The organism is Tardiphaga sp. 215_C5_N2_1, assembly GCF_052076055.1.
GTDB lineage: Bacteria > Pseudomonadota > Alphaproteobacteria > Rhizobiales > Xanthobacteraceae > Tardiphaga > Tardiphaga robiniae.
This window is the reverse complement of the sequence record NZ_CP197240.1, coordinates 3,409,894-3,431,440: the sequence shown is the minus strand read 5'-3', so window position 1 is coordinate 3,431,440 and position 21,547 is coordinate 3,409,894. Positions and strand designations below refer to the sequence as shown.

At 61.6% G+C, this 21,547-nt stretch carries 18 protein-coding genes; 12 read left to right on the top strand and 6 right to left on the bottom strand.

The features are described from left to right. Positions 1-37: 37 nt before the first annotated feature. From AB7828_RS16340 to AB7828_RS16330, 3 genes are all read right to left on the bottom strand, one after another. Positions 38-1,999: a methyl-accepting chemotaxis protein gene (locus AB7828_RS16340; protein ID WP_441230621.1), complete on the bottom strand. Its 1,962-nt coding sequence runs from the start codon at positions 1,997-1,999 to the stop codon at positions 38-40. A 194-nt stretch (positions 2,000-2,193) separates the two neighbouring features. Continuing rightward, the gene (locus AB7828_RS16335; RefSeq protein ID WP_093757066.1) at positions 2,194-2,598 is read right to left on the bottom strand and encodes a response regulator; all 405 of its coding nucleotides are present in this window, start codon (positions 2,596-2,598) and stop codon (positions 2,194-2,196) included. 64 nt (positions 2,599-2,662) lie between these two features. After that, positions 2,663-3,358 (bottom strand): Crp/Fnr family transcriptional regulator, encoded by a 696-nt coding sequence (locus AB7828_RS16330; protein WP_441230620.1) that lies wholly within the window; start codon positions 3,356-3,358, stop codon positions 2,663-2,665. 226 nt (positions 3,359-3,584) lie between these two features. Here AB7828_RS16330 and AB7828_RS16325 point away from each other — a divergent pair, with 226 nt between their 5' ends. Together AB7828_RS16325 and AB7828_RS16320 are read left to right on the top strand one after the other, a co-directional pair. After that, positions 3,585-4,373 (top strand): ABC transporter ATP-binding protein, encoded by a 789-nt coding sequence (locus AB7828_RS16325; protein ID WP_441230619.1) that lies wholly within the window; start codon positions 3,585-3,587, stop codon positions 4,371-4,373. After that, on the top strand, positions 4,370-5,893 hold the full coding sequence (locus AB7828_RS16320) for a permease (RefSeq protein WP_441230618.1): 1,524 nt from the start codon (positions 4,370-4,372) through the stop codon (positions 5,891-5,893). The genes AB7828_RS16325 and AB7828_RS16320 overlap by 4 nt, the downstream gene beginning before the upstream one ends. A 63-nt stretch (positions 5,894-5,956) precedes the next feature. Here the strand turns inward: AB7828_RS16320 and AB7828_RS16315 are convergent, their stop codons facing one another. Both AB7828_RS16315 and glgX read right to left on the bottom strand, forming a co-directional pair. Beyond that, positions 5,957-6,805, bottom strand: coding sequence for a transglutaminase-like domain-containing protein (locus AB7828_RS16315; protein WP_441230617.1), 849 nt, complete (start codon positions 6,803-6,805; stop codon positions 5,957-5,959). Between the two features lie 143 nt (positions 6,806-6,948). Continuing rightward, positions 6,949-9,054, bottom strand: coding sequence for a glycogen debranching protein GlgX (gene glgX, locus AB7828_RS16310; protein WP_441230616.1), 2,106 nt, complete (start codon positions 9,052-9,054; stop codon positions 6,949-6,951). Positions 9,055-9,181: 127 nt separating this feature from the next. Between glgX and rocF the strand changes: the two genes are divergently transcribed. The 3 genes from rocF (at position 9,182) to AB7828_RS16295 (ending at position 12,228) form a co-directional block, all read left to right on the top strand. Then, positions 9,182-10,150 (top strand): arginase, encoded by a 969-nt coding sequence (rocF, locus tag AB7828_RS16305; RefSeq protein ID WP_441230615.1) that lies wholly within the window; start codon positions 9,182-9,184, stop codon positions 10,148-10,150. A 131-nt stretch (positions 10,151-10,281) separates the two neighbouring features. Beyond that, on the top strand, positions 10,282-10,554 hold the full coding sequence (locus AB7828_RS16300) for a hypothetical protein (RefSeq protein WP_371423346.1): 273 nt from the start codon (positions 10,282-10,284) through the stop codon (positions 10,552-10,554). Between the two features lie 87 nt (positions 10,555-10,641). Then, positions 10,642-12,228, top strand: coding sequence for an alpha-amylase family glycosyl hydrolase (locus AB7828_RS16295; protein ID WP_441230614.1), 1,587 nt, complete (start codon positions 10,642-10,644; stop codon positions 12,226-12,228). A 123-nt stretch (positions 12,229-12,351) separates the two neighbouring features. Here AB7828_RS16295 and AB7828_RS16290 read toward each other — a convergent pair whose 3' ends face one another. Next, positions 12,352-13,950: an ABC transporter substrate-binding protein gene (locus tag AB7828_RS16290; RefSeq protein ID WP_441230613.1), complete on the bottom strand. Its 1,599-nt coding sequence runs from the start codon at positions 13,948-13,950 to the stop codon at positions 12,352-12,354. A gap of 234 nt (positions 13,951-14,184) precedes the next feature. Between AB7828_RS16290 and AB7828_RS16285 the strand changes: the two genes are divergently transcribed. The 7 genes from AB7828_RS16285 to AB7828_RS16255 all read left to right on the top strand — a co-directional run bounded on the left by AB7828_RS16285 (position 14,185) and on the right by AB7828_RS16255 (position 21,545). Continuing rightward, positions 14,185-15,852 (top strand): ABC transporter substrate-binding protein, encoded by a 1,668-nt coding sequence (locus AB7828_RS16285; protein ID WP_441230612.1) that lies wholly within the window; start codon positions 14,185-14,187, stop codon positions 15,850-15,852. A gap of 175 nt (positions 15,853-16,027) precedes the next feature. Continuing rightward, complete coding sequence (locus tag AB7828_RS16280) at positions 16,028-16,981, top strand: ABC transporter permease (protein WP_175365626.1); 954 nt, start codon at positions 16,028-16,030, stop codon at positions 16,979-16,981. A 28-nt stretch (positions 16,982-17,009) separates the two neighbouring features. After that, a complete protein-coding gene (locus tag AB7828_RS16275) occupies positions 17,010-17,888 on the top strand; it encodes an ABC transporter permease (protein WP_170849596.1) in 879 nt (292 codons plus the stop codon). Between the two features lie 4 nt (positions 17,889-17,892). Continuing rightward, positions 17,893-18,954 (top strand): ABC transporter ATP-binding protein, encoded by a 1,062-nt coding sequence (locus AB7828_RS16270; protein ID WP_441230611.1) that lies wholly within the window; start codon positions 17,893-17,895, stop codon positions 18,952-18,954. A 1-nt stretch (position 18,955) separates the two neighbouring features. Beyond that, positions 18,956-19,153: a hypothetical protein gene (locus AB7828_RS16265; protein ID WP_120287058.1), complete on the top strand. Its 198-nt coding sequence runs from the start codon at positions 18,956-18,958 to the stop codon at positions 19,151-19,153. After that, positions 19,150-20,565: an amidase gene (locus AB7828_RS16260; protein WP_441230610.1), complete on the top strand. Its 1,416-nt coding sequence runs from the start codon at positions 19,150-19,152 to the stop codon at positions 20,563-20,565. Before AB7828_RS16265 ends, AB7828_RS16260 begins: the two co-directional genes overlap by 4 nt. Further along, a complete protein-coding gene (locus tag AB7828_RS16255; RefSeq protein ID WP_093757055.1) occupies positions 20,562-21,545 on the top strand; it encodes an ABC transporter ATP-binding protein in 984 nt (327 codons plus the stop codon). The genes AB7828_RS16260 and AB7828_RS16255 overlap by 4 nt, the downstream gene beginning before the upstream one ends. Positions 21,546-21,547: the final 2 nt, after the last annotated feature.

The window sequence follows — 21,547 nt, the reverse complement described above, 5'->3', positions numbered from 1 at the left end:
TGGAAGAGCGGCGTGCCGAAGCGCGCCGCCGGAAGAATTACGCCGCCCGCACTTCGCGGAGGAACACATCGACCTGCGTGCGCAGATCTTCGCCGTTGCGTGACAGGTCCGCGGCCGACTCCACCACGCGCGACGCGGCGAGGCCGGTCTCGCGGGCGGCGTCATTGACGCCGGCAATGTTTTGCGAGACCTCGCCGGTGCCGCGGGCGGCTTCGGCGACGTTGCGGGCGATTTCGAGCGTGGCTGCGCCCTGTTCCTCGACGGCGGCGGCGATGGCGCTTGCGATCTCGCTGACGCGGCCGATGGTCGAGGTGATGCTTTGGATCGAACCCACCGAGAGCTTCGTGGCGCTCTGAATCGCGCCGACCTGTGCCGAGATTTCGTCCGTTGCCTTCGACGTCTGGGTGGCCAGTGCCTTCACTTCGGAAGCGACGACGGCGAAGCCGCGGCCGGCTTCACCTGCGCGGGCCGCTTCGATGGTGGCATTGAGTGCGAGCAGGTTGGTCTGCGCAGCGATCTCGCTAATCAGCTTGACGACGTCGCCGATCTTCTGCGCGGCCTCCGCAAGACTCTGCACTTCGCTATTGGTGACGTTGGCCTGCGATACCGCATCGCCGGCGACGCGGGCAGATTCGTTGACCTGCTGTGCGATCTCGCTGATCGAGGCATTGAGCTCTTCGATAGCAGCGGCGACCGCCTGAGCGCTCTGCGTGGCCTCCTCGGATGCTGCCGCGACAGCTGCGGTCTGCCGGGTCGATTCCTCGGCGGTGGCCGCCATCGATTGCGCGGTTGTGCGGAGTTCGCCGGCAGCCGAACCAACGGCGGTGACTACGGTACCAACGCTGCCCTCGAAGCGCGAGGCGAGAGCACTCATGGTGTCGCGGCGATCAAGCTGGGCGCGCTCGCGCTGCTCTTCCTGGGCGGCGCGCAGCTGCTCGGTTTCGATCAGCCCGGTCTTGAAGATTTCGACGGCGCCGGCCATCGAGCCGATCTCGTCCTTGCGGCCTGCACCCGGCACCGCGATCGTGTGATTACCGCCCGCAATGGTCCGCATCGCAGTTTCGAGTGCGCGGATCGGCTTCGCCATCGAGCGGCCCATGAAGGTTGCGATGGCACCGGCGAGCAGCAGCACGCAGGCAGAAATGATGGCCAGCCAATTCAGCGAGGATCGCATCAGGCTGTGATATCCGCTGGTATCACGGGTGATTTCGAAGACGGCGATGTTGTCGCCCGAAAAGCTCTTGATTGCGCCGAAGGTCGTGGCAACGGGCTTGTTGTCGAGTTCGCCATATTGGGTCACAACTTCGCCGGCAAGCGCGCGACGCAGCATATCGACACCCGGAGCAGCCGACTTCAGGGTGGACGCCAGCGTCTTGCCGGCCTGGCCGTCGATCTGGTGAATGCCGACATCGACACCGAAACGCGACTTCATGGTGTCGACGAAAGTCTTGCCGAACGGAGCGCCGACATCGATCGTGCCGAGAATGGTATCACCATCCATCGCCGGTGCTACGCCAAAGACGTTGAGCGCATCACGGCCGGGCTCGATGCCGCCGACCGACTTCTTGCTGGTCATCGCCTGCACCACCATCTTGCGGCGCTCGGAAACGTTGTCTCCGAAGGTGCCGGGATTGTGGACGCGGGCGAAGCTGATGGCCGGCGGTGTTTGAATGGTGATCAGTTCGAGGCCGCGCGGCTTGATACGCTGATGGGCCTCCTTCAGATTCGCGAGCGCACTGGCACGATCGTTCGCCTTGATGGCGTCCTTGATCGGCTGTGACGACGCGATCGACTCGGCAACTGCGAGCAGCGTGCGCGTTTCGGCATTCAGCGCTGCCGTGAGATTGGCGTAGTCATCATGCGCTTCGCGACTAAGGGCTGTGTCGATGATCGCCTGTTGCTGCCACATGCTGAAGGCAGCGAGCGCGCCGCACGATCCGGCAGCGACGAGCGTGATGGCGACAATCATACGTGCTGAAATAGAATTGAGTGCTTGCATCGACATGCCCCTTGGACCGCGACAAGCAATTTTGCTGCGGCACTGAAATTCCACGTGAAAATAGGGAAGCCGAGTGAAGGAGCCCTTAATTACCTCTGATGTGTAGGTATCCTGGTATCATGATTCCATTATGCCGCAGCAGATTTTGGCTTCGGGCGATGCCAGCATCAGTCGTGATCGAATGCGCGACGATACTAGTGGAGCCGAGACGAGCCATTCCCCGGCGCAAGGCACCGGTCCACGTGCGAGAGAAGAACTGCTGATTTGAGGGGCTTCTGGAGGCGACAGACGGCGCCGAGCTCGGTGGACATCGCGAGAAAATCGGGCGCGGACACGCCTGCCGGTGAGGCCGCGTGACCTGACATGACGATGATCGGGATCTCCGGGCGGCACCGATGCGCCAGCTTCATCGTCTCCAGCCCGTTCATCCCGGGCATGAAGATATCGATGATGAGCAGATCGAAATCCGTGTTGCGGAGAATGTGGCGCGCGCGCGGGCCGTCGCTCGCGCAGGTAACGCGGTGGCCTTCGCGCTCAAGCATCAATTTGGTGAAGATCTGAACGACCTTGTCATCGTCGACGATCAGGATGCTTGCCATCTGCCGGTCCCCCGGATGCCGTCGCGCCAGTGCGGAGCATGGTTGTCTGGTTACGCACGCATCGCTACATGCCACGTTGCAAATGTGGCTTCTCGTTAAACGCCGCATCGAGCAGCGATCTGTGGACCTGAATATGTCCGTCATAGCTGACGAAGCCGAGCTTACGAAACTTGTTCATGAAGAAGCTGACGCGCGACCGCGTGGTGCCGATCATCTCCGCCAGCATTTCCTGACTGATGTCGATATCGATGGGATGGCTGACACCTCCCTCGCCATAGTGAGCGAGGATCAGCAACAGGCGCGCGAGGCGCTTCTCGCTTGAATTGAACAACTGATCGATCAGATCTTCTTCGATGCGGTTGTTGCGCGACAGAAGATAGGCGACGAAGAATTCTGCGAAAGCGGGCTCGTCGCGCAGATGGGCGAGCATCACCGACTTGTTGATGGTAACGATGGTGCAGTCTTCCATCGCCGTCGTTGTGACGGTGCGCAGCGGATGACCATTCAGGCAACCCTCACCCAGGAACTGTCCGGGTTCGAGCAGGCCGACGACAGCTTCCTTGCCTTGTTCGGACAGGACCGTGAGCTTGATACGTCCACTCAGGATGTAACAAACAGAATCTGCCGTCTCACCCTGACAAAAGATGTTCTGGTTTTTCTTGTAGTCGGTTGTAACCTTTCCGATGCCGGGACAAGTCAGAAAATACGGCGCATCGAACTCGGCTACAGCAGGGACCTTCAAGGCAGCTAGCCGTGTCATCGCGAATCTCCGGAGATCAATCTTTGCAGGTCAGCGTAAATCTATTCAGGGTTGTATTGTTCCCGCCAGATCTAGTTAAATTGCCGGCATAAGAGATTACAAACGCACATGCGTGAGTGGGAGGATTGATGGGGTCATCAATCCCGATGTGCATATAGATACCACCAGGCGCGTGAGGCGGCGTAGTTACGTCATCGGATTCACTGCCCTGAAACAACTTCCCTCCATGTTGCTACGCAACTTAACGCGCAGATCGTCTGTCATGTCCGCAACACACGCTGCCCTCGAATTGCGAGGGTTAACGAAACGTTTCGATCGGCCAGCTGTCGACGGACTCGATCTCACGGTTCGTGCTGGCGAGTTCTATGCGCTGCTGGGTGCCAACGGAGCCGGCAAGACGACGACATTGCGCATGGTCGCTGGATTGCTGCGCCCCGATTCAGGATCGGTGTCGATACTTGGTATCGACGCGCTCGCCGATCCGGTGGCAGCGAAACAGATCATGGCCTGGGTGTCCGATGAGCCGATGATCTATGACAAGTTGACGCCGCTCGAATATCTCGAATTCGTTGCCGGTCTATGGGGCTGCGATGCTGAAACGGCAGAGCGCACGTCGCATGAATTGTTGGCATCGCTAGGTCTTGGTCCACATCTGCATGAGCGATGCGAAGGCTTCTCCAAGGGCATGCGCCAGAAGGTGGCGCTGGCCGGCGCACTCGTGCACGAACCTCGGCTGATCATTCTCGATGAACCGCTGACCGGACTCGATGCCGTGTCGGCGCGTCACGTCAAGGGCCTGCTGCAGGATCGCGTGCGCTCCGGCTGCACCGTGATCATGACCACGCATATTCTCGAAGTCGCCGAGCGCATGGCTGACCGGATCGGCGTGATCGCCGCAGGCAGGCTGATCGCCGAAGGTACGCTTGCCGAATTGCGTCAGCAGAACGGACAGGGCGACACCAGCCTCGAAGATATGTTCGTGGCGCTGGTGGACGGCGCGCCGGTTGCCGCATGACGCCATCCGCCAGCGTGATGTGGTTTGCCGGCCACGAAGTCCGGCTGGCCTGGCGAGAGATGCTGAGCATGCTCACGGCGGGCCGTCGCTGGCGTCCGCGCAGCGTTTCGCTTCTGCTGATTGTCTTCGTGATTTTCCTGCATTTGCCGGCCTATGCGGTGGTCGGCCGTTTCGCAGATGTGCAGACGCCGCTCGATCAATCGACGGCGATTGTTATCACTGCGAGTATCTTCCTCGCCTGGGCGCTCGTTCTGTCGCAGGCCATCGAGTCCGTCACCCGCGTATTCTACGCGCGCGCCGATCTCGATCTCATCATGTCGTCGCCGGCGCCGCTCACCAACCTGTTCTCCGTCCGCATCGCGGCCATCGCTTTGACAGTGACCCTGATGGCGATGCTGCTGGCGACGCCTTTCGTCAACGTACTGGTAATCGGCGGCGGCGCACGCTGGTTCTCCGCCTATGCCGTCGTCATTGCCATGGGCCTGTCGGCGTCTGCGTGCGCTATCGCCATCACTGTCGGATTGTTTCAGCTCTGCGGCCCTGCCAAGACGCGGCTGGTGGCACAGATCATTTCGGCGGTCACTGGCGCAGGTTTCGTCATCGCATTGCAGGTTGCGGCGATTCTCTCTTACGGCACGCTGTCGCGTTTTGCCGTGCTGACCTCCGATGCCGCAGCCGCCTTTGCGCCGGCGGCGGACAGCGTGGTGTGGTGGCCCGCGCGCGCGATGCTCGGCGATATCGCAGCACTGGTGCCGCTGCTGGCGGCCGGGTTGATCCTGCTTGGCATCACGATGGCGATCTTCTCGCCGCGATTCAGCAATTACGTGGCCAGTGCCGTGCCATTGGCGCAAGTTCGTCGCAAGAAAGTCGTAAGACCGTTCCGGACGGGATCCCGGCGTAACGCCTTGCGTCGCAAGGAGTTTATCCTGTTGTGGCGCGATCCGTGGTTGGTCTCGCAAACGCTGATGCAACTGCTGTATCTGCTGCCGCCGGCCTTGATGCTGTGGCGCAGCTTCGGCGAGGGGGCAGGCGCGTTCATCGTGCTGGCGCCGGTGATCGTGATGGCGGCCGGTCAGCTCGCCGGCGGCTTGGCCTGGCTGACGATCTCCGGTGAGGACGCTGCGGATCTGGTCACAACCGCGCCGCTTCCGGCAAACACGATCATCACGGCCAAGGTCGAAGTCGTGCTCGTGATCATCGCCGTGGTGTTCACGCCGATGGTCGCGGGTCTCGCGCTCGTCTCACTGCGGCTTGCTGCGGTGACGGCATTGGCAACTGTCGTGGCGGCAGCCTCGGCGACGGCTATCCAGCTCTGGTTCAGGGTGCAGGCAAGGCGCAGCCAATTCAGGCGACGTCAGACGTCATCGCGTATCGCAACCTTTGCTGAAGCCTTCTCGTCGATCGGCTGGGCTGCGACTGCGGCACTGGCACTGGTGCTGCCAATTGCCTCTGCAATCTCGGGCGCCTTGACGGCAGGCATCATGGTGCTGACCTGGAAGATCAGTCCTGTCAGGACCTGAAAACAACAAAGCCACTCGCGGACACGGGTGGCTTTGCAATTACCAACTGCCTCGAAACGACGATCAGGCCACCATCGACATCGGTGCGATGGCAGGGGTGGCTTCGCTAAAAACCTCTTCCGTGACCACCGTAAAGCGCACCAGCGGCGTCGGACCGAAATTGGTGGAGATCGCCACGTCCGCGGCATCGCGGCCGCGGGCCATCACGATACGGCCGATGCGTGGATGATTGTGGCGCGCATCGAATGTGTACCACTTGTTTCCGAGATAGACTTCGAACCAGGCGCTGAAATCCATCGGTGCGGGATCGATGGGCACGCCGATATCACCGAGATAGCCGGTGCAATAGCGTGCCGGAATGTTCATGCAGCGGCACAGCGTGACGGCCAGATGAGCAAAGTCGCGGCAAACGCCGATACGTTCCTCGTGCCCTTCGAAGGCGGTGCGATCGTTGCGGGCATGGTGATAGCCGAATTCGATACGCTGATGCGCGTAATCGACTATGGCCTGGACGCGTGCCGCGCCATCCTCGATATGGCCGAACAGCGACCAGGCAAGATCTGACAGCTTCTGCGTGTCGCAATAGCGGCTGCCGAGCAGGAAGACCATGACCTCGTCAGGCAGTTCGCCGACCGCCTGCAGCGGCCCTGATGGCGGAGCCGCATCCGGCAATCCGCTATCGGAGATGAGAAAGTCATTCCTGATCTCGATCAGTCCGGGCGGCGCGACGATGCGCGTGCAGGTATTGCCGAACATGTCGAGATAGTCATGCGCCTGTACGTCGTGGGAAAACTGGATGCGGTGTGGGCTCTGCAAATCCTTCGCGCGCGAAGGATGAATGCTGAGCATCAGGATCATGGGCGTTTCCTGCAAGCACTGGAAAGCGATGTCGTAGCCCGCGCGAATCTTCACTTTTGCGTCTCCGCTAGCTCGGCAAATCAGGAATTCATCGTTGCCAGACAAGTGTAGTCACCAAACATCGTTCCGAGGTTCAGTGACAGGAATGTGCAGAAAATGTGGGCAGCGAGGCCGCGCCGGCCCCGCTGCGCCATAAGCTATTTCTTCAGGGACAACAGCAGCAGCGAGCGGGCGGTCACCTGATACATATGGCCGAACGGGAAATCCTCGCCACCCTTCGTATCGGGAATGTTGGTATCCACCAGAAGTTCCCATGCCTGTCCACCAAACGCCTCTGGCATCGTGAAATCGACCAGTCCTTCGAAGCCGTTGAGAATCATCAGCATGGTCTGATCCTCGGCCGGCTTGTGAATGCCGGTCTTTTGCGCGCGGCCGTCCAGCAGCATGCCGAAGCACTTCATGTTGCCGTCTTTCCAATGCGCATCCTGCATCGGGCCGCCATTGGCGTTGATCCACGTGACGTCACGAACATCGAGGTCGGGATCGTGCTCGCCGGTCAGGAAGCGGCTGCGGCGCAGGACCGAGCAGCCGCCGAGCAGTTTGATGAGCCGCTTGGTGAAAGCGAGAAGGTCCTTGCCCTCGGTCGTCAGGCTCCAGTTGAACCAGGAAATCTCGCTGTCCTGGCAATAGGCGTTGTTGTTGCCATTCTGCGTGCGGCCGAATTCATCGCCGCCGAGCAGCATCGGCGTGCCCTGAGAGAACAGCAGCGTCGCCAGCATATTGCGCTTCTGCCGCTCGCGCAGGGCGATGATCGCCTTGTCGTCGGTCGGCCCTTCGGCGCCGCAATTCCATGAGCGGTTGCTGGAGCTGCCGTCCTTGTTGTTCTCGCCATTGGCCTCGTTGTGTTTCTCGTTGTAGCTCGCCCAATCATTCAGCGTGAAGCCGTCGTGAGCGGTGACGAAATTGATGCTGGCCCAGGCGCGGCGCCCCTGATGGTTGAACATGTCGCCGGACGCGACGAGACGAGGTGCCAGTGCCGCGACCGGCGCTTTGCCGCGCCAGAAGTCACGCGCGGTATCGCGGAACTTGTCGTTCCATTCCGCCCAGCCGGGCGGGAAACCGCCGACCTGATAACCGCCGGGGCCGATGTCCCAGGGTTCGGCGATCAGCTTCACTGTCGTCAGCAATGGATCCTGATCGACGGCTTTCAGGAAGCCGCTCTGTTCGGTGAAGCCGTAGACTTCGCGCGCCAGGATGGTGCCGAGATCGAAGCGGAATCCGTCGATATGCATCTCCCGCACCCAGTAGCGCAGGCTGTCCGCCACCATCTGGATGACTCGGGCATTGGATAGGTTCACCGTGTTACCGGTGCCGGTGTCGTTGATGTAATAGCGCGGCTTGTCCGGCATCAGCCGGTAATAGCTGGCATTGTCGATGCCCTTGAACGACAGGGTCGGGCCTAGCTCGTTGCCTTCGGCAGTGTGGTTATAGACCACGTCGAGGATGACCTCGAGCCCGCCGGCATGCAGCGCTGATACCATCTCCTTGAACTCGCGCAGCGAGTTCGGCACGTCTGAGGCGTAGCGCGGATCGGGTGCGAAGAAGCCGATGGAATTATAGCCCCAGTAATTCACCAGCTTCTTGTTCAGCAGATAGTCGTCATTGATGAAAGTATGGACCGGCAGCAGCTCGACCGAAGTGATGCCGAGGCCGCAGAGATAGTCCACCACAGGCTTGCTGCCGAAGCCGGCATAGGTGCCGCGCAGCTTCTCGGGCACGTCGGGATGCAGCCTGGTGAAGCCCTTGACGTGGGTCTCGTAGATGATGGTCTGGTCCCATGGCACGGGCTGCCGGCCGGCCTCGCCGGCCCAGTCGAAGTCGCGATCGACGATCACGCATTTCGGCATGAAGGGCGCCGAGTCGCGTTCGTCGAAGGTGGTGTCGTCGCCGCTCTCCATCTTGTAGCCGAACACGGCCGGATTCCATTCGAGCTGCCCGGCATGGGCACGGGCATAGGGATCGAGCAGCAGCTTGTTCGGATTGAAGCGATGGCCCTTTTCCGGCTCATACGGGCCATGGACGCGATAGCCATAGAAATTGCCGGGGCCGACGTCGGGGATGTAGCCGTGAAACACCTCGTCGGTATATTCCGGCAATTCGATTCGCGTTTCCTTGTCGCCGTCGAACAGGCAGACCTCGACCTTGGTGGCATTGGCAGAGAAGAGCGCGAAGTTGGTGCCCTTTCCGTCCCAATGCGCGCCAAAGGGATAGGGAAGACCTTCTTCGACTACTCTGTTCGTCACGATTGCCCCACTGTCTGGTGATGAAAATGCGCGGGATAACTGCGCTGCCGCATTTCCGTTGCAATGCAATCAGGCTGTTTCGGAATATATCTTGGCCTGCGAGGGTCGCTAGCCCGGAGTTTTGCTTATGACCGATGTCTCACGTCACAAACGCATCGCATTGCTGGGCGCGCCAGTCGAAGTCGGGGCCTCGCAGCGCGGGACCTTGATGGGACCGGCAGCGATGCGCACCGCGGGGCTTGGTCCGTTGCTGGAAGAGCTTGGTTTCGCGGTGGAAGACCACGGCGATCTGGTGCCGCCGTCTGAGCCTCTGTCAACCGATACACCACCCGACAATGCCAGGCATTACCGTGTGATCCAGAACTGGATTCAGGCGCTGAGCGCCCGGGCCTATACGCTGGCACGATCAGGGGCACTCCCGATCTTCATGGGCGGTGACCACAGCCTGTCCATGGGATCTGTCAACGGCGTCGCGCGCCACTGGCATGAACAGGGGCGCGAATTGTTCGTGCTGTGGCTCGATGCACATGCCGATTACAACACGCCGCATACGACCATCACCGGCAATATGCATGGGATGTCCGCGGCCTTTCTGTGCGGCGAGTCCGGTCTCGACGGCCTGCTCGGTGTGGAGCCTCGGGCCTCGATCAAGCCTGACAATCTCGATCTGTTCGGGATCCGCTCCATCGACAAGCTCGAGAAAGAGCTGGTGCACGCACGCAAGGTGGCCATTGCAGATATGCGGCAGATCGACGAGTTCGGTGTCGGCGTTCTGATCCGCCGTGTCATCGAGCGGGTCAAGGCGCGCAACGGCGTGTTGCATGTGTCCTTCGATGTGGATTTCCTCGATCCTGCAACAGCGCCCGGCGTTGGCACCATGGTGCCCGGCGGCGCGACCTATCGTGAGGCGCATCTGATCATGGAGCTGCTGCACGATTCCGGCCTGATGTGTTCGCTGGATGTCGTCGAGCTCAACCCGTTTCTGGATGAGCGCGGGCGTACCGCACGGGTGATGGTCGAGCTGGTCGGCAGCCTGTTCGGCCAGCAGATCACCGATCGGCCGACACCGAGCAACGCAATTATACCGCCCGGCTAGTTCACGGTCGGCTAAACCTCGGTTGGTTCCGAGCTTTCGCGCGCGTTGCGCATGATCGTTTTGTAATGTTCTCGGAACCAACCCTGCAGCGCGGGATTGCTACCTCATGGTTCACACACGAGGAGCACGTCATGATTAAGCATCTTGCCATCATCGCCGTTGCTGCGGCGGGCATCAGCAGCGCAATTCCAGCCAAGGCCCAGGAGATCGGCGTTGGCGTCGGTCCGGGAGGCGTTACGGTCGGCGCCGTCGGCCGCGACCGCTATCGCGACGATTATGACCGCGGTTACTACCGCGATCGCCGTGACCGCAACGAGACCGTGATCATCAAGCGGAGCCGCGACCGCGATCGTGGCTATTACGATGGCGGCGTTGAACGTCGTACTGTCATCGAACGCTACTAATATTGCGCCGAACGAGAGGCGGCCCTTCCTCGGAAGGGCCGTTTTTTCGTGCGTGAAGGAAGCCTCAGAACATTGAGTGACATAACTATGGCAACTGCAGCGACAGTCTGGTGGCAGGCCGGTACCATCTATCAGATCTATCCGCGGTCGTTTCAGGACTCCAACGGAGACGGCATCGGCGATCTGGCGGGCATCGTCGGCCGGCTTCCCTATCTGCGGCAACTTGGCATCGACGCGATCTGGCTGTCACCGATCTTCCCGTCCCCGATGGCAGACTTCGGTTATGACATATCAGACTATATCGGCATCGATCCGATCTTCGGCACATCGGCCGATTTCGACGCGCTGGTGGCTGCGGCTCACGGTCATGGTCTGAAGATCATTCTCGATCTGGTGCCAAACCACACCTCGGATCAGCATCCGTGGTTTATCGAGAGCCGATCGTCGCGCGATAATCCCAAACGCGATTGGTATATCTGGCACGATCCGAAGCCGGACGGCAGCGTGCCGACCAACTGGATGTCGGAGTTTGGCGGCAGCTCTTGGCAATATGACGAGGCCACAGGGCAATATTACTACCACGCCTTTCTCGACAAACAGCCGGACCTGAATTGGCGCAATCCTGCTGTTCGCAACGCGATCTATGAGGTGATGCGGTTCTGGATGCGTCGCGGCGTCGATGGCTTTCGCGTCGATGTGATCTGGCATCTCATCAAGGACGAAGAGTTTCGGGATAACCCGACAAACCCAAATTTTACGGCTGGACGTCCGCCGCACGAGGCTTTCCTGCCGCTCTACTCGACCGATCGGCCGGAGACGCTGGATGTGGTCGCCGAAATGCGCCGCGTTGTCGATGAATTCGACGATCGCGTGCTGATCGGCGAGATCTATCTTCCGGTCGATCGGCTGGTCGCCTATTACGGAAGTGACCTGTCGGGTGCGCATCTGCCGTTCAATTTTGCGTTGCTCTCCGCGCCGTGGAATGCTTTCGCCATCGGCGAATTGATCGCGCGCTACGAAGCGGCACTGCCGCTCGGCGCCTGGCCGAACTGGGTGCTCGGCAATCACGACCGGCCGCGCGTCGCCAGCCGGGTCGGCATGGCTCAGGCGCGTGTCGCCGCGATGTTGTTGCTGACGCTGCGCGGGACGCCGACGCTATATTATGGCGACGAGATCGGCATGAAGCAGGTGCCTATTGCACCGGAGCAGGTTCAGGATCCGTTCGAAAAGAACGTGCCTGGGATTGGTCTCGGCCGCGACGGATGCCGCACGCCGATGCAATGGGGTGCCACCGAGCATGCGGGTTTCACGACCGGCGAGCCCTGGCTGCCGCTGGACACGGACTATCACCATCAGAATGCGGCCGCTCTCGCGGCCGATCCCCATTCGATTCTCAGCCTCTATGTGAAGCTGATCGATTTGCGCAAGCACATGCCTGAACTGGTGTTCGGCAGCTATGACCCTGTGGATGCTGCAGGCGATGTGCTGGCCTATCGGCGCGTCTATGACGGGCAAATGGTTCTGATCGCCCTCAATCTCAGCGGAGAGCCGGCGTCATTGCATGTGGGAGGCGGCGAAATATTGCTGGCGACGGGACTGGATCGCCATGGCGAGAACGTTTCGGGCGCGCTGGAATTATCGGGCAACGAAGGCGTGATCGTTCGGTTGCGCTAGCTCAATCTCCACTGTCATGGCCGGGCTTGTCCCGGCCATCCACGCCTTCTTGCTTGAGGCTAAGACGTGGATGCCCGGCACAAGGCCGGGCATGACGGCGTTAAGGTTGATGGGCTGCCGCTATCAGTCCAGACCGATCGTCGTCAGATCCTGGAACCAGTGCTGCGCCTGCACGAACTTCTTCACCTTCGGCGACAGCGCATGCGGGTTGGTGTCGTGAACGACCCAGACCAGCACCGCATCGTCGACGATCTGCGCATGGGCTTCAGCGAGCAACTCGTCCTGCTTCTTCGGATCGAAGGTGTTCTTGGCTTCGTCGATCAGTGCATCGACCTTCGGGTTCTTGTAGCCGCCCCAGTTCACGCCGACCGGTGCGATCTGGCCGGAGTGAAAGAAGCGGACGATGGCGTAAAGAGGATCCGAGGTGACGTAAGCGATGTTGTTGGACGTGATGCCCTTCATGCTGTCGTCGGCCGCACCCTTGCGCCATGCGGTGTAGAGCACTTCGAGCTCGACGACCTTGAACTCGACCTCGACGCCGATTTCCTTGAAGCTCTGCTGCAGGAATTCGTTGATCGGCAGCGACAGCATCTGGCCGGTGCCGCCATTGGCGATGATGAAGGTCGCCTTCAGCGGCTTCTCCGGACCATAGCCGGCTTCCTTCACGAGCTTCTTGGCTTCGGCCAGATCATATTTGATCTTGAAGGTCGGTTTGCCGAACCACGGGCTCGACGGATCGACCTGGCCAATGGCGGGCTTGGCGAGACCGTTCATCAGCGCAACGACGGCATCGCGATCGATGGCGAGGTTGAGCGCCTTGCGCAGACGGACGTCGGTCCAGGGCGAACCCGGCAGCACGCTGAGATGATAATTCCAGACATGCGGCGTGACGTTGTCAACGATCTTCATGCCGGCGCCCTTGAGCTGCGGCACAGCGTCGGGAGCAGGGGTCTCGATCAGATCGACCTGACCGGCAAGCAGCGCGTTGGTGCGGGTGAGGGCTTCCGGCATCGGCACAAGTACAAGCTTGTCGGCTTTCGGAATGCGCTTCTTGTCCCAATAATCCGGATTCTTGCTGAGCTCGGCGAGCTCGCGCGGCACGAGCTTGGTCAGCTTGAACGGGCCGGTGCCCGAGGGCTGCGACGCGAACTTGTCCCAGTCCTTGCCGACCTTTTCATACTGCGCGGGGCTGGAGACTAGGAACCACAGCATCTGATAGGGGAAGAAGCTGTCGACGCTCTTGGTGGTGATCTCGACGGTGCCGTCATCGATCTTGGCGTAGCTGGCGACCGAGGGCAGGCGGGTCTTTACCTGCGCGCTCTGGCGCTTGTCGAATTGCGGCGCCTTCTCGTTCAGCACCTTGTCGAGATTCCAGATCACCGCATCGGCGTTGAAGTCGCTGCCGTCGTGAAACTTGACACCCTTGCGCAAGGTGAAGCGCCACTTGGTCTTGTCGGTGTCGTCGACCTTCCATTCGGTGGCGAGGCCGGGAATGAGTTTGCCGGGACGATCGGCGACATCCATTTCCCAGGCGACGAGCGGATCGTAGATCGTGTAGCCGGTGAACTGGTAGCCTCCGGCGCCGCGATCAGGCTGGCCTGTGGTCAGCGGCACGTCCGCCATCGAGATGCCATAGCGCACCACCGTTTCGGCTTGCGCCGGCGCGGCTGCGCTTATGACGGCGGCGATGGCCGCAACAAATAACGAGCTTCGAACGCGCATAAACCAGACTCCGTATGGTGGGATATTGTCCGCCAGATACCTGCAATCCTGATGCCAGATTGGGCATATCGAACGGTTGCTGTGTGCTGGTGTGCTGCAGTGCCGCAGTTTGAGTCATTGCGGTGCAAGGTTGCAGGCCTTGGCACAAGCGTTGCATAAGAATTAGCCAGTTTAGAACAAGCCAACACTGGCGAAAGCCAACGTGTCATCCAAATCCAAGAGGGACTGATTACGATGCGTATCGAAAAGCCAACAAAGAGCCGTCTCGCGGCAGCAATCACCTTGCTGACGTTCGCCACGGCCCTGACCTTGCCACAGGTGGCGCGCGCCGAGACGGTGCTGCGCATCGGCATGACCGCTGCCGATATTCCGCGGACGCTTGGCCAGCCCGATCAGGGCTTCGAAGGCAATCGTTTCACCGGCAATACGATGTATGACGGCCTGACCGGCTGGGATCTGTCGTCCGCGACCAAAGCGAGTGTTGTTATCCCGGCGCTCGCCACTGAGTGGGCAGTAGACGACGCCGACAAGAAGAAGTGGACCTTCAAACTGCGTCCCGGCGTCACTTTCCACGACGGTTCGGCCTTCAATGCGGATGCCGTGGTCTGGAATGTGGACAAGGTGCTCAAACAAGATGCAGTCCAGTTCGACGCCAGCCAGGTCGGCGTGACCGCCTCGCGCATGCCGACCCTGGTGTCCGCGAAGAAGATCGACGACATGACCGTCGAACTGACCACGAAGGAGCCGGACTCCTTCCTGCCGATCAATCTCACCAACCTCTTTATGGCGAGCCCCACCAAGTGGCAGGCGCTGTTCGACAAGGCCGAAGGCGCCGATGCCAAAGCCAAGTCGCAGGCCGCATGGGCGGCCTTCGCGCGCGAAGCCTCCGGCACCGGCCCGTGGAAGATGTCGAAGTTCACGCCGCGCGAGCGTCTCGAACTGGTGAAGAACGACGCCTACTGGAACAAGGACCGCGTTCCGAAGACCGACAAGATGGTGTTGCTGCCAATGCCGGAAGCCAACGCCCGCACCGCTGCGCTGCTGTCCGGTCAGGTGGATTGGGTCGAAGCGCCGGCGCCCGACGCGGTCAAGGAAATCACCGCGCGTGGCTTCAAGATCGAGAAGAACGAGCAGCCGCATGTCTGGCCGTGGCAGTTCTCCCGTGCCGAAGGCTCACCGTGGAACGACATCCGCGTCCGTAAGGCCGCCAATCTCTGCATCGATCGCGAAGGCCTGAAGGATGGTCTGCTCGCCGGCCTGATGGTGCCGGCAAGCGGCACTTTTGAGCCGGGCCACCCCTGGCGCGGCAAGCCGACCTTCGAGATCAAGTATGACCTGAAGGCTGCACAAGCGCTGATGAAGGAAGCCGGTTACGGCCCTACCAAGAAGCTCGAAGTGAAGACCCAGACCTCGGCGTCCGGCTCCGGCCAGATGCTGCCGCTGCCGATGAACGAGTATCTGCAGCAGGCGCTGGCGGAGTGCTACTTCGACGTCAAGCTCGACGTCATCGAATGGAACACGCTGTTCACCAACTGGCGCCGCGGCGTCAAGGATCCCTCGGCGAACGGCTCCAACGCCACCAACGTCACCTATGCGGCGATGGATCCGTTCTTCGCACTGGTTCGCTTCCTGCAATCGTCGATGGCGCCGCCGGTCTCGAACAATTGGGGCTTCATCAACAATCCGAAGTTCGATGAACTCGTGACCAAGGCACGCACCACCTTCGACGCGACGGCACGTGACGCGGCGCTGGCCGAGCTTCATGCTGCTTCGGTCGATGACGCAGCCTTCCTCTACGTGGCCCATGACGTCGGTCCGCGTGCGCTGAGCCCGAAGATCAAGGGCTTCGTGCAACCGAAGAGCTGGTTCGTCGACTTCTCGCCGGTGTCGATCACGCCGTAAGCAACAAGCGAATATCGGCCGCACATTGTGCAGCCGATATTCGCACGAACCTCTCCACGTCATGGCCGGGCTTGACCCGGCCATCCACGCCTTCTTCGCTGCAAAGACGTGGATGCCCGGGTCAGGCCCGGGCATGACGAACGAGGGGGCAGAGTTTCTGAATCGAAGGTGATCAGTGTTCGTCTACATCGCGCGACGCGTCGTCTATGTGATTCCTATCGTCCTCAGCGTGGCGCTGGTGTGTTTCCTGCTGGTGCACATTACGCCCGGCGATCCTCTCGTTGCCATTCTTCCCGCTGACGCGTCGCAGGAACTGGCGCAGCAACTGCGCGTCGCTTACGGCTTCGATCGCCCGCTGCCGGTGCAGTTCGGCCTTTGGCTGTGGCGCGCGCTGCACGGCGATCTCGGCAGCTCCATCGCCACCGGACGTCCTGTTCTGGCAGAGGTGATGAAAGCCGTCGGCAATACCGTGACGCTGGCCATCGCGGCCGCCGCCATCGGTTTCACGCTCGGTTTGTTTTTCGGGCTGATCGCCGGCTATTTCCGCGATACCTGGGTCGACAAGGTTGCGACCTCGATCGCCATTGCCGGCGTCTCCGTGCCGCATTACTGGCTCGGCATGGTGCTGGTTATCATCTTCTCGGTGCAGCTGAACTGGCTGCCTGCTGTTGGCGCAGGGCCGGGCGGTTCGGGCTCATGGGCCTGGGACTGGGAGCACATCAAATATCTCGTGCTGCCGGCGATCACGACCTCGGTCATTCCGATGGGCATCGTGACCCGCACGGTGCGCGCGCTGACCGGCGATATCCTGTCGCAGGATTTCGTCGAGGCGCTGCGTGCCAAGGGTCTGCAGGAAACCAAGGTGTTCCGTCACGTCATCAAGAATGCGGCACCCACGGCGCTTGCCGTGATGGGCCTGCAGCTCGGCTATATGCTCGGCGGTTCGATCCTGATCGAGACCGTGTTCTCGTGGCCCGGTTCGGGGCTTCTTTTAAACTCCGCGATCTTCCAGCGCGACCTGCCGCTGCTGCAGGGCACGATCCTCGTGCTGGCGCTGTTCTTCGTGTTCCTCAATCTTCTGGTCGATATCGCGCAGGCGTCGATCGATCCGCGCATCAAGCGGAGCTGACCATGCTGGATATCCTCTCATGACCGCGATGACCGACACCGCATTGCAGGCGGCGCCTGCCACCAAGGCCCGCGGCTATTGGGCCACGGTGGGCCGCCGCATCGTGCGCGACAAGGTCAGCATGGCCTGCGCGTTCATTCTGCTGCTGATCTTCCTGGCGGCGATCTTTGCGCCCTATCTGCATCTCGCAGATCCCTATCAGGGCTCCATGATTCGCCGTTTGCGTTTCATCGGCACACCCAACTATCCGCTCGGAACCGACGAACTCGGCCGCGACATGCTGGCGCGCCTGATCTATGGCGGGCGACTGTCGCTGCTGATCGGCATCCTGCCGGTGATCCTTGCCTTCTTCATCGGGACGGGGCTTGGCGTTGTGGCCGGCTATGTCGGCGGGAAGCTCAATACCGCGATCATGCGCACCGTCGACGTATTCTACGCGTTCCCGTCGGTGCTGCTGGCCATTGCGATTTCCGGTGCGCTGGGCGCCGGCATCGTCAATTCGATCGTGTCGCTGACCATCGTCTTCGTGCCGCAGATCACGCGTGTCGCTGAAAGCGTCACCACCGGCGTGCGAAACATGGATTATGTGGAAGCCGCGCGTGCCTCCGGCGCGAATGCCTTCACCATCATGCGGGTGCACATGCTCGGTAACGTGCTGGGCTCGATCTTTGTCTACGCCACCGGCCTGATCTCGGTGTCGATGATCCTCGCTGCCGGCCTGTCGTTCCTCGGCCTCGGCACCAAGCCGCCGGAGCCGGAATGGGGTCTGATGCTGAACACGCTGCGCACCGCGATCTACGTCAACCCATGGGTAGCAGCACTCCCCGGCGCGATGATCTTCGCCGTGTCGATCTGTTTCAACCTGCTGAGCGACGGCATGCGCAGTGCCATGGACATCCGGAACTGATGGCATGAGTGATATTGTAGAAGAAATCGACAAGCTGGAACCGCTCGAAGATATCGGCGGTGTTGCACAGCCGCTGTTACAGGTGGTCAGTCTGACCAAGCACTTCCCCGTGCGCGGCGGATTGTTCGCGCCGAGCAAGACCGTGCGCGCGGTGGACGATGTGTCCTTCGCCATCGCCAAGGGCGAAACCGTTGGCATCGTCGGCGAGTCCGGCTGCGGCAAGTCGACAACGGCGCGGTTGCTGATGCATCTGATGCCGCGCAATTCCGGCGATATCATCTATGACGGCCGCACTGTCGGGCGCGAACTTTCGCTGCGCGAGCTGCGCCGCGGCATGCAGATGGTGTTTCAGGACAGCTATGCCTCGCTCAATCCGCGCCTGACGATCGAGGAATCGATCGCGTTCGGACCAAAGGTCCACGGCATGGCCGATAAAGCCGCGCGGCTGCTGGCGCGCGAGCTGCTCGGCAAGGTCGGTCTGCGGCCCGAGACGTTCGCCAACCGCTATCCGCATGAGGTCTCCGGGGGGCAGCGTCAGCGTGTCAACATCGCGCGTGCGCTTGCGCTGTCGCCGCGTCTCGTCATTCTCGATGAAGCGGTCTCGGCGCTCGATAAATCGGTCGAGGCGCAGGTGCTCAACCTGCTGGTCGATCTCAAGCGCGAATTCGGACTGACATATCTGTTCATCAGCCACGATCTCAACGTGGTGCGTTATATCTCCGATCGTGTGCTGGTGATGTATCTCGGTGAGGTCGTTGAACTCGGTCCGGTGGACGAGGTCTGGGACGGGCCGGCGCATCCCTATACGCGCGCGCTGCTTGCGGCGATGCCGTCGTCCGATCCCGACAAGCGTACCGAAACGCCGCCGATCACCGGCGACCCGCCGAATCCGATCGATCCACCGTCCGGTTGTCGTTTCCACACACGCTGCCCCTTTGCCGAAGCGATGTGCGGCGAGGCCACGCCGAAATTGACTGAAATCACTGTGACCGGCCATCAGGCTGCCTGTTACATGGCGATCCCGGGTTCGGGCCACAGCAAAGCACCTGCCGCAGGAGCGCACTGACATGACCAAACCCACTGCCAAGCAGATCAAGGCGCTGACCGAGGTCAGCGGCCTTCCGGCCTCCGACGAGGTTGCGGAGCGCATCGCCAATTCGATCGGTCCGGCCTTCGAGGGATTCGCGGCCGTGGCCGGGACGCTGCCGTTTGATCTCGAGCCCGCGACCTTCCTCGCCGTTCAGAATACGAAGGCTGCCAAATGAGCGCAACCGAACCCGCATTGCTGTCGCTGACAGACGTCGCCGACGCGATCGCAAGCAAGAAGATTTCCTCGCGCGAAGCCACGCAGTCCTGCCTCGATCGCGCCGTGAAATCGCAGCCGAGCCTCAACGCCTACATGTCGATCGAGGCCGATGCAGCACTGACGGCAGCCGATGCTGCCGATGCCGCGCTCGCCAAGGGGCAGAGCCGCGGCGCACTGCACGGCGTGCCGCTGGCGCACAAGGACATGTATTACGACGAAGGGCACGTCGTGACATGCGGCTCGCATATTCGCCGCGACTGGGTTGCGACCACGACGGCAACGTCGCTGCAGCGCTTGAAGGATGCCGGCACGGTGCGGCTCGGTTCGCTGCAGATGGTCGAATTCGCCTATGGTCCGCTCGGTCACAACGTGCATTACGGCGCCGTGCATAATCCGTGGCATGTCGATCACGTCACCGGCGGTTCATCGTCGGGTTCGGGCTCCGCTGTGGCGGCGCGTTTGACTTTTGCAGCGCTGGGCTCCGACACCGGCGGGTCGATCCGTCTGCCAGCGCATTTCTGCGGCGTCTCCGGCTTGAAGACGACCGTCGGTCTGGTCAGCCGCGCCGGCGCAATGCCGCTGTCGCAATCGCTCGACACGGTCGGTCCGCTGGCCCGCACCGTCGAGGATTGCGCGCTGCTGACCGGTCTGATGGCTGGTGCCGATCCGCTCGATCCAACCACCAGCGCACGCCCTGTGCCGGACTACATGGCGGCGACGCGTGCGTCCGCCAAAGGCATGACGGTCGGCATTCCCAAGGCATTCTATGTCGACGATCTCGACGCCGACACGGCTGCGATCTTGCAGAACAGCATCGCGACGCTGAAGGATGAAGGCGTCAAGATCGTCGAAGTCGATCTGCCCAATCAGGGCCAGCTCACGGCGGCCTGCCAGTTCGTGCTCGCGACGGAAGCTGCGGCGATGCATAAGCGCTGGATGATCGAGCGTCCGCAGGACTATGGCGCGCAGGTGCTGATGCGGCTGCAGAACGGTCTCGCGATCACCGGCGTCTCCTATATCGAGGCGCTGCGCTGGCGCGGTCCTGCACTTGCAGCCTATCTGGCTGCAGTCACCGGTACTGACGCCGTGCTCGCACCGGTCTCGCCCGGGGCGGCTCCGACCATTGCCGAGACCGATGTCGGCAACAGCTCTGGCGCCGAAGCGATGATCCAGCGCCTGACGCGCTTCACGCGCCCGATCAACTATCTCGGTCTGCCCGGTCTCTCGATCCCGGCGGGTTTCACCAAGTCGAAACTTCCGGTGGGCATGCAGCTGATCGGTCGCCCGTTCGATGAAGCGACGTTGCTGACCATCGGTGCGGCCTTCCAGCGCGCCACCGACTTCCACAAACAGTGCCCGGAGCTCGCATGAGCAATCTTGTCGAGGTTCGCAATCTCAACGTCCGGTTCGGCGGCGAACGCACCGTCTATGCAGTCAACGATCTCAACCTGACGCTCGGCGAAGGCGAGGTGCTCGGGCTGCTCGGTGAGTCCGGGTCGGGCAAGAGCGTCACCTTGCGCGCGCTGATGCGGCTGCTGCCGAAGAAGCGCACGCAGATCACCGGCACGGTCAACGTGCTCGGCAAGGATGTGCTGGCGCTCGACGATGACGAACTCTCGGCATTTCGCGGCCAAACGGTGTCGATGATTTTCCAGGAGCCGGCGTTGGCGCTGGATCCGGTCTATACGATCGGCCAGCAGATTGCCGAAAGCGTGATGCGCCACGAGGGCAAGAGCCAGGCCGAGGGCGTGAAGCGCGCGCTCGAAATGCTCGAAGTCGTGCGTATCCCCTCCGCCAAGCGTCGCCTCGATGCCTATCCGCATGAGATGTCCGGTGGCATGCGGCAGCGCGCAATGATCGCGCTGGCGCTGGCCTGCAAGCCCAAGATTCTGCTCGCGGACGAGCCGACCACTGCGCTCGATGCCACCGTGCAGATCCAGATCCTGCTGCTGCTGCGCGAGCTGCAGCGCGAATTCGGCATGTCGATCATCTTCGTCACGCACGATATCGGCGTGGCCATCGAAATCTGCGACCGCGTCGCGGTGATGTATGCAGGCCAGATCGTCGAACAGGGCACGCTGAGCCAGATCGTGCGCTCGGCCGTGCATCCCTATCCGCAGGGGCTGCTGGCCTCCACCGTGCACGGCGCCAAGCGCGGGGCGCGTCTGGAGACGATTCCGGGTACGCCGCCGTCGCTGGACAAGCCGCCGGTGAATTGCTCCTTCGCGCCGCGCTGCAAATTCGCCCAGCCGCGCTGCGTCGAGGCGCCGCCGCCGAATGTCGAACTCGCCGACAATCGTGTGGTGCGGTGCATTCTGGCGGAGCAGGCGGCAGCGGCAGTGCCGGCCTGACG

Excerpts from the sequence above, each read along its gene's own strand:
- AB7828_RS16340 (WP_441230621.1), bottom strand. The coding sequence starts at position 1,999 with ATGCAAGCACTCAATTCTATTTCAGCACGTATGATTGTCGCCATCACG.
- AB7828_RS16335 (WP_093757066.1), bottom strand. The coding sequence starts at position 2,598 with ATGGCAAGCATCCTGATCGTCGACGATGACAAGGTCGTTCAGATCTTC.
- AB7828_RS16330 (WP_441230620.1), bottom strand. The coding sequence starts at position 3,358 with ATGACACGGCTAGCTGCCTTGAAGGTCCCTGCTGTAGCCGAGTTCGAT.
- AB7828_RS16325 (WP_441230619.1), top strand. The coding sequence starts at position 3,585 with ATGTTGCTACGCAACTTAACGCGCAGATCGTCTGTCATGTCCGCAACA.
- AB7828_RS16320 (WP_441230618.1), top strand. The coding sequence starts at position 4,370 with ATGACGCCATCCGCCAGCGTGATGTGGTTTGCCGGCCACGAAGTCCGG.
- rocF (WP_441230615.1), top strand. The coding sequence starts at position 9,182 with ATGACCGATGTCTCACGTCACAAACGCATCGCATTGCTGGGCGCGCCA.
- AB7828_RS16300 (WP_371423346.1), top strand. The coding sequence starts at position 10,282 with ATGATTAAGCATCTTGCCATCATCGCCGTTGCTGCGGCGGGCATCAGC.
- AB7828_RS16295 (WP_441230614.1), top strand. The coding sequence starts at position 10,642 with ATGGCAACTGCAGCGACAGTCTGGTGGCAGGCCGGTACCATCTATCAG.
- AB7828_RS16290 (WP_441230613.1), bottom strand. The coding sequence starts at position 13,950 with ATGCGCGTTCGAAGCTCGTTATTTGTTGCGGCCATCGCCGCCGTCATA.
- AB7828_RS16285 (WP_441230612.1), top strand. The coding sequence starts at position 14,185 with ATGCGTATCGAAAAGCCAACAAAGAGCCGTCTCGCGGCAGCAATCACC.
- AB7828_RS16275 (WP_170849596.1), top strand. The coding sequence starts at position 17,010 with ATGACCGACACCGCATTGCAGGCGGCGCCTGCCACCAAGGCCCGCGGC.
- AB7828_RS16270 (WP_441230611.1), top strand. The coding sequence starts at position 17,893 with ATGAGTGATATTGTAGAAGAAATCGACAAGCTGGAACCGCTCGAAGAT.
- AB7828_RS16265 (WP_120287058.1), top strand. The coding sequence starts at position 18,956 with ATGACCAAACCCACTGCCAAGCAGATCAAGGCGCTGACCGAGGTCAGC.
- AB7828_RS16260 (WP_441230610.1), top strand. The coding sequence starts at position 19,150 with ATGAGCGCAACCGAACCCGCATTGCTGTCGCTGACAGACGTCGCCGAC.
- AB7828_RS16255 (WP_093757055.1), top strand. The coding sequence starts at position 20,562 with ATGAGCAATCTTGTCGAGGTTCGCAATCTCAACGTCCGGTTCGGCGGC.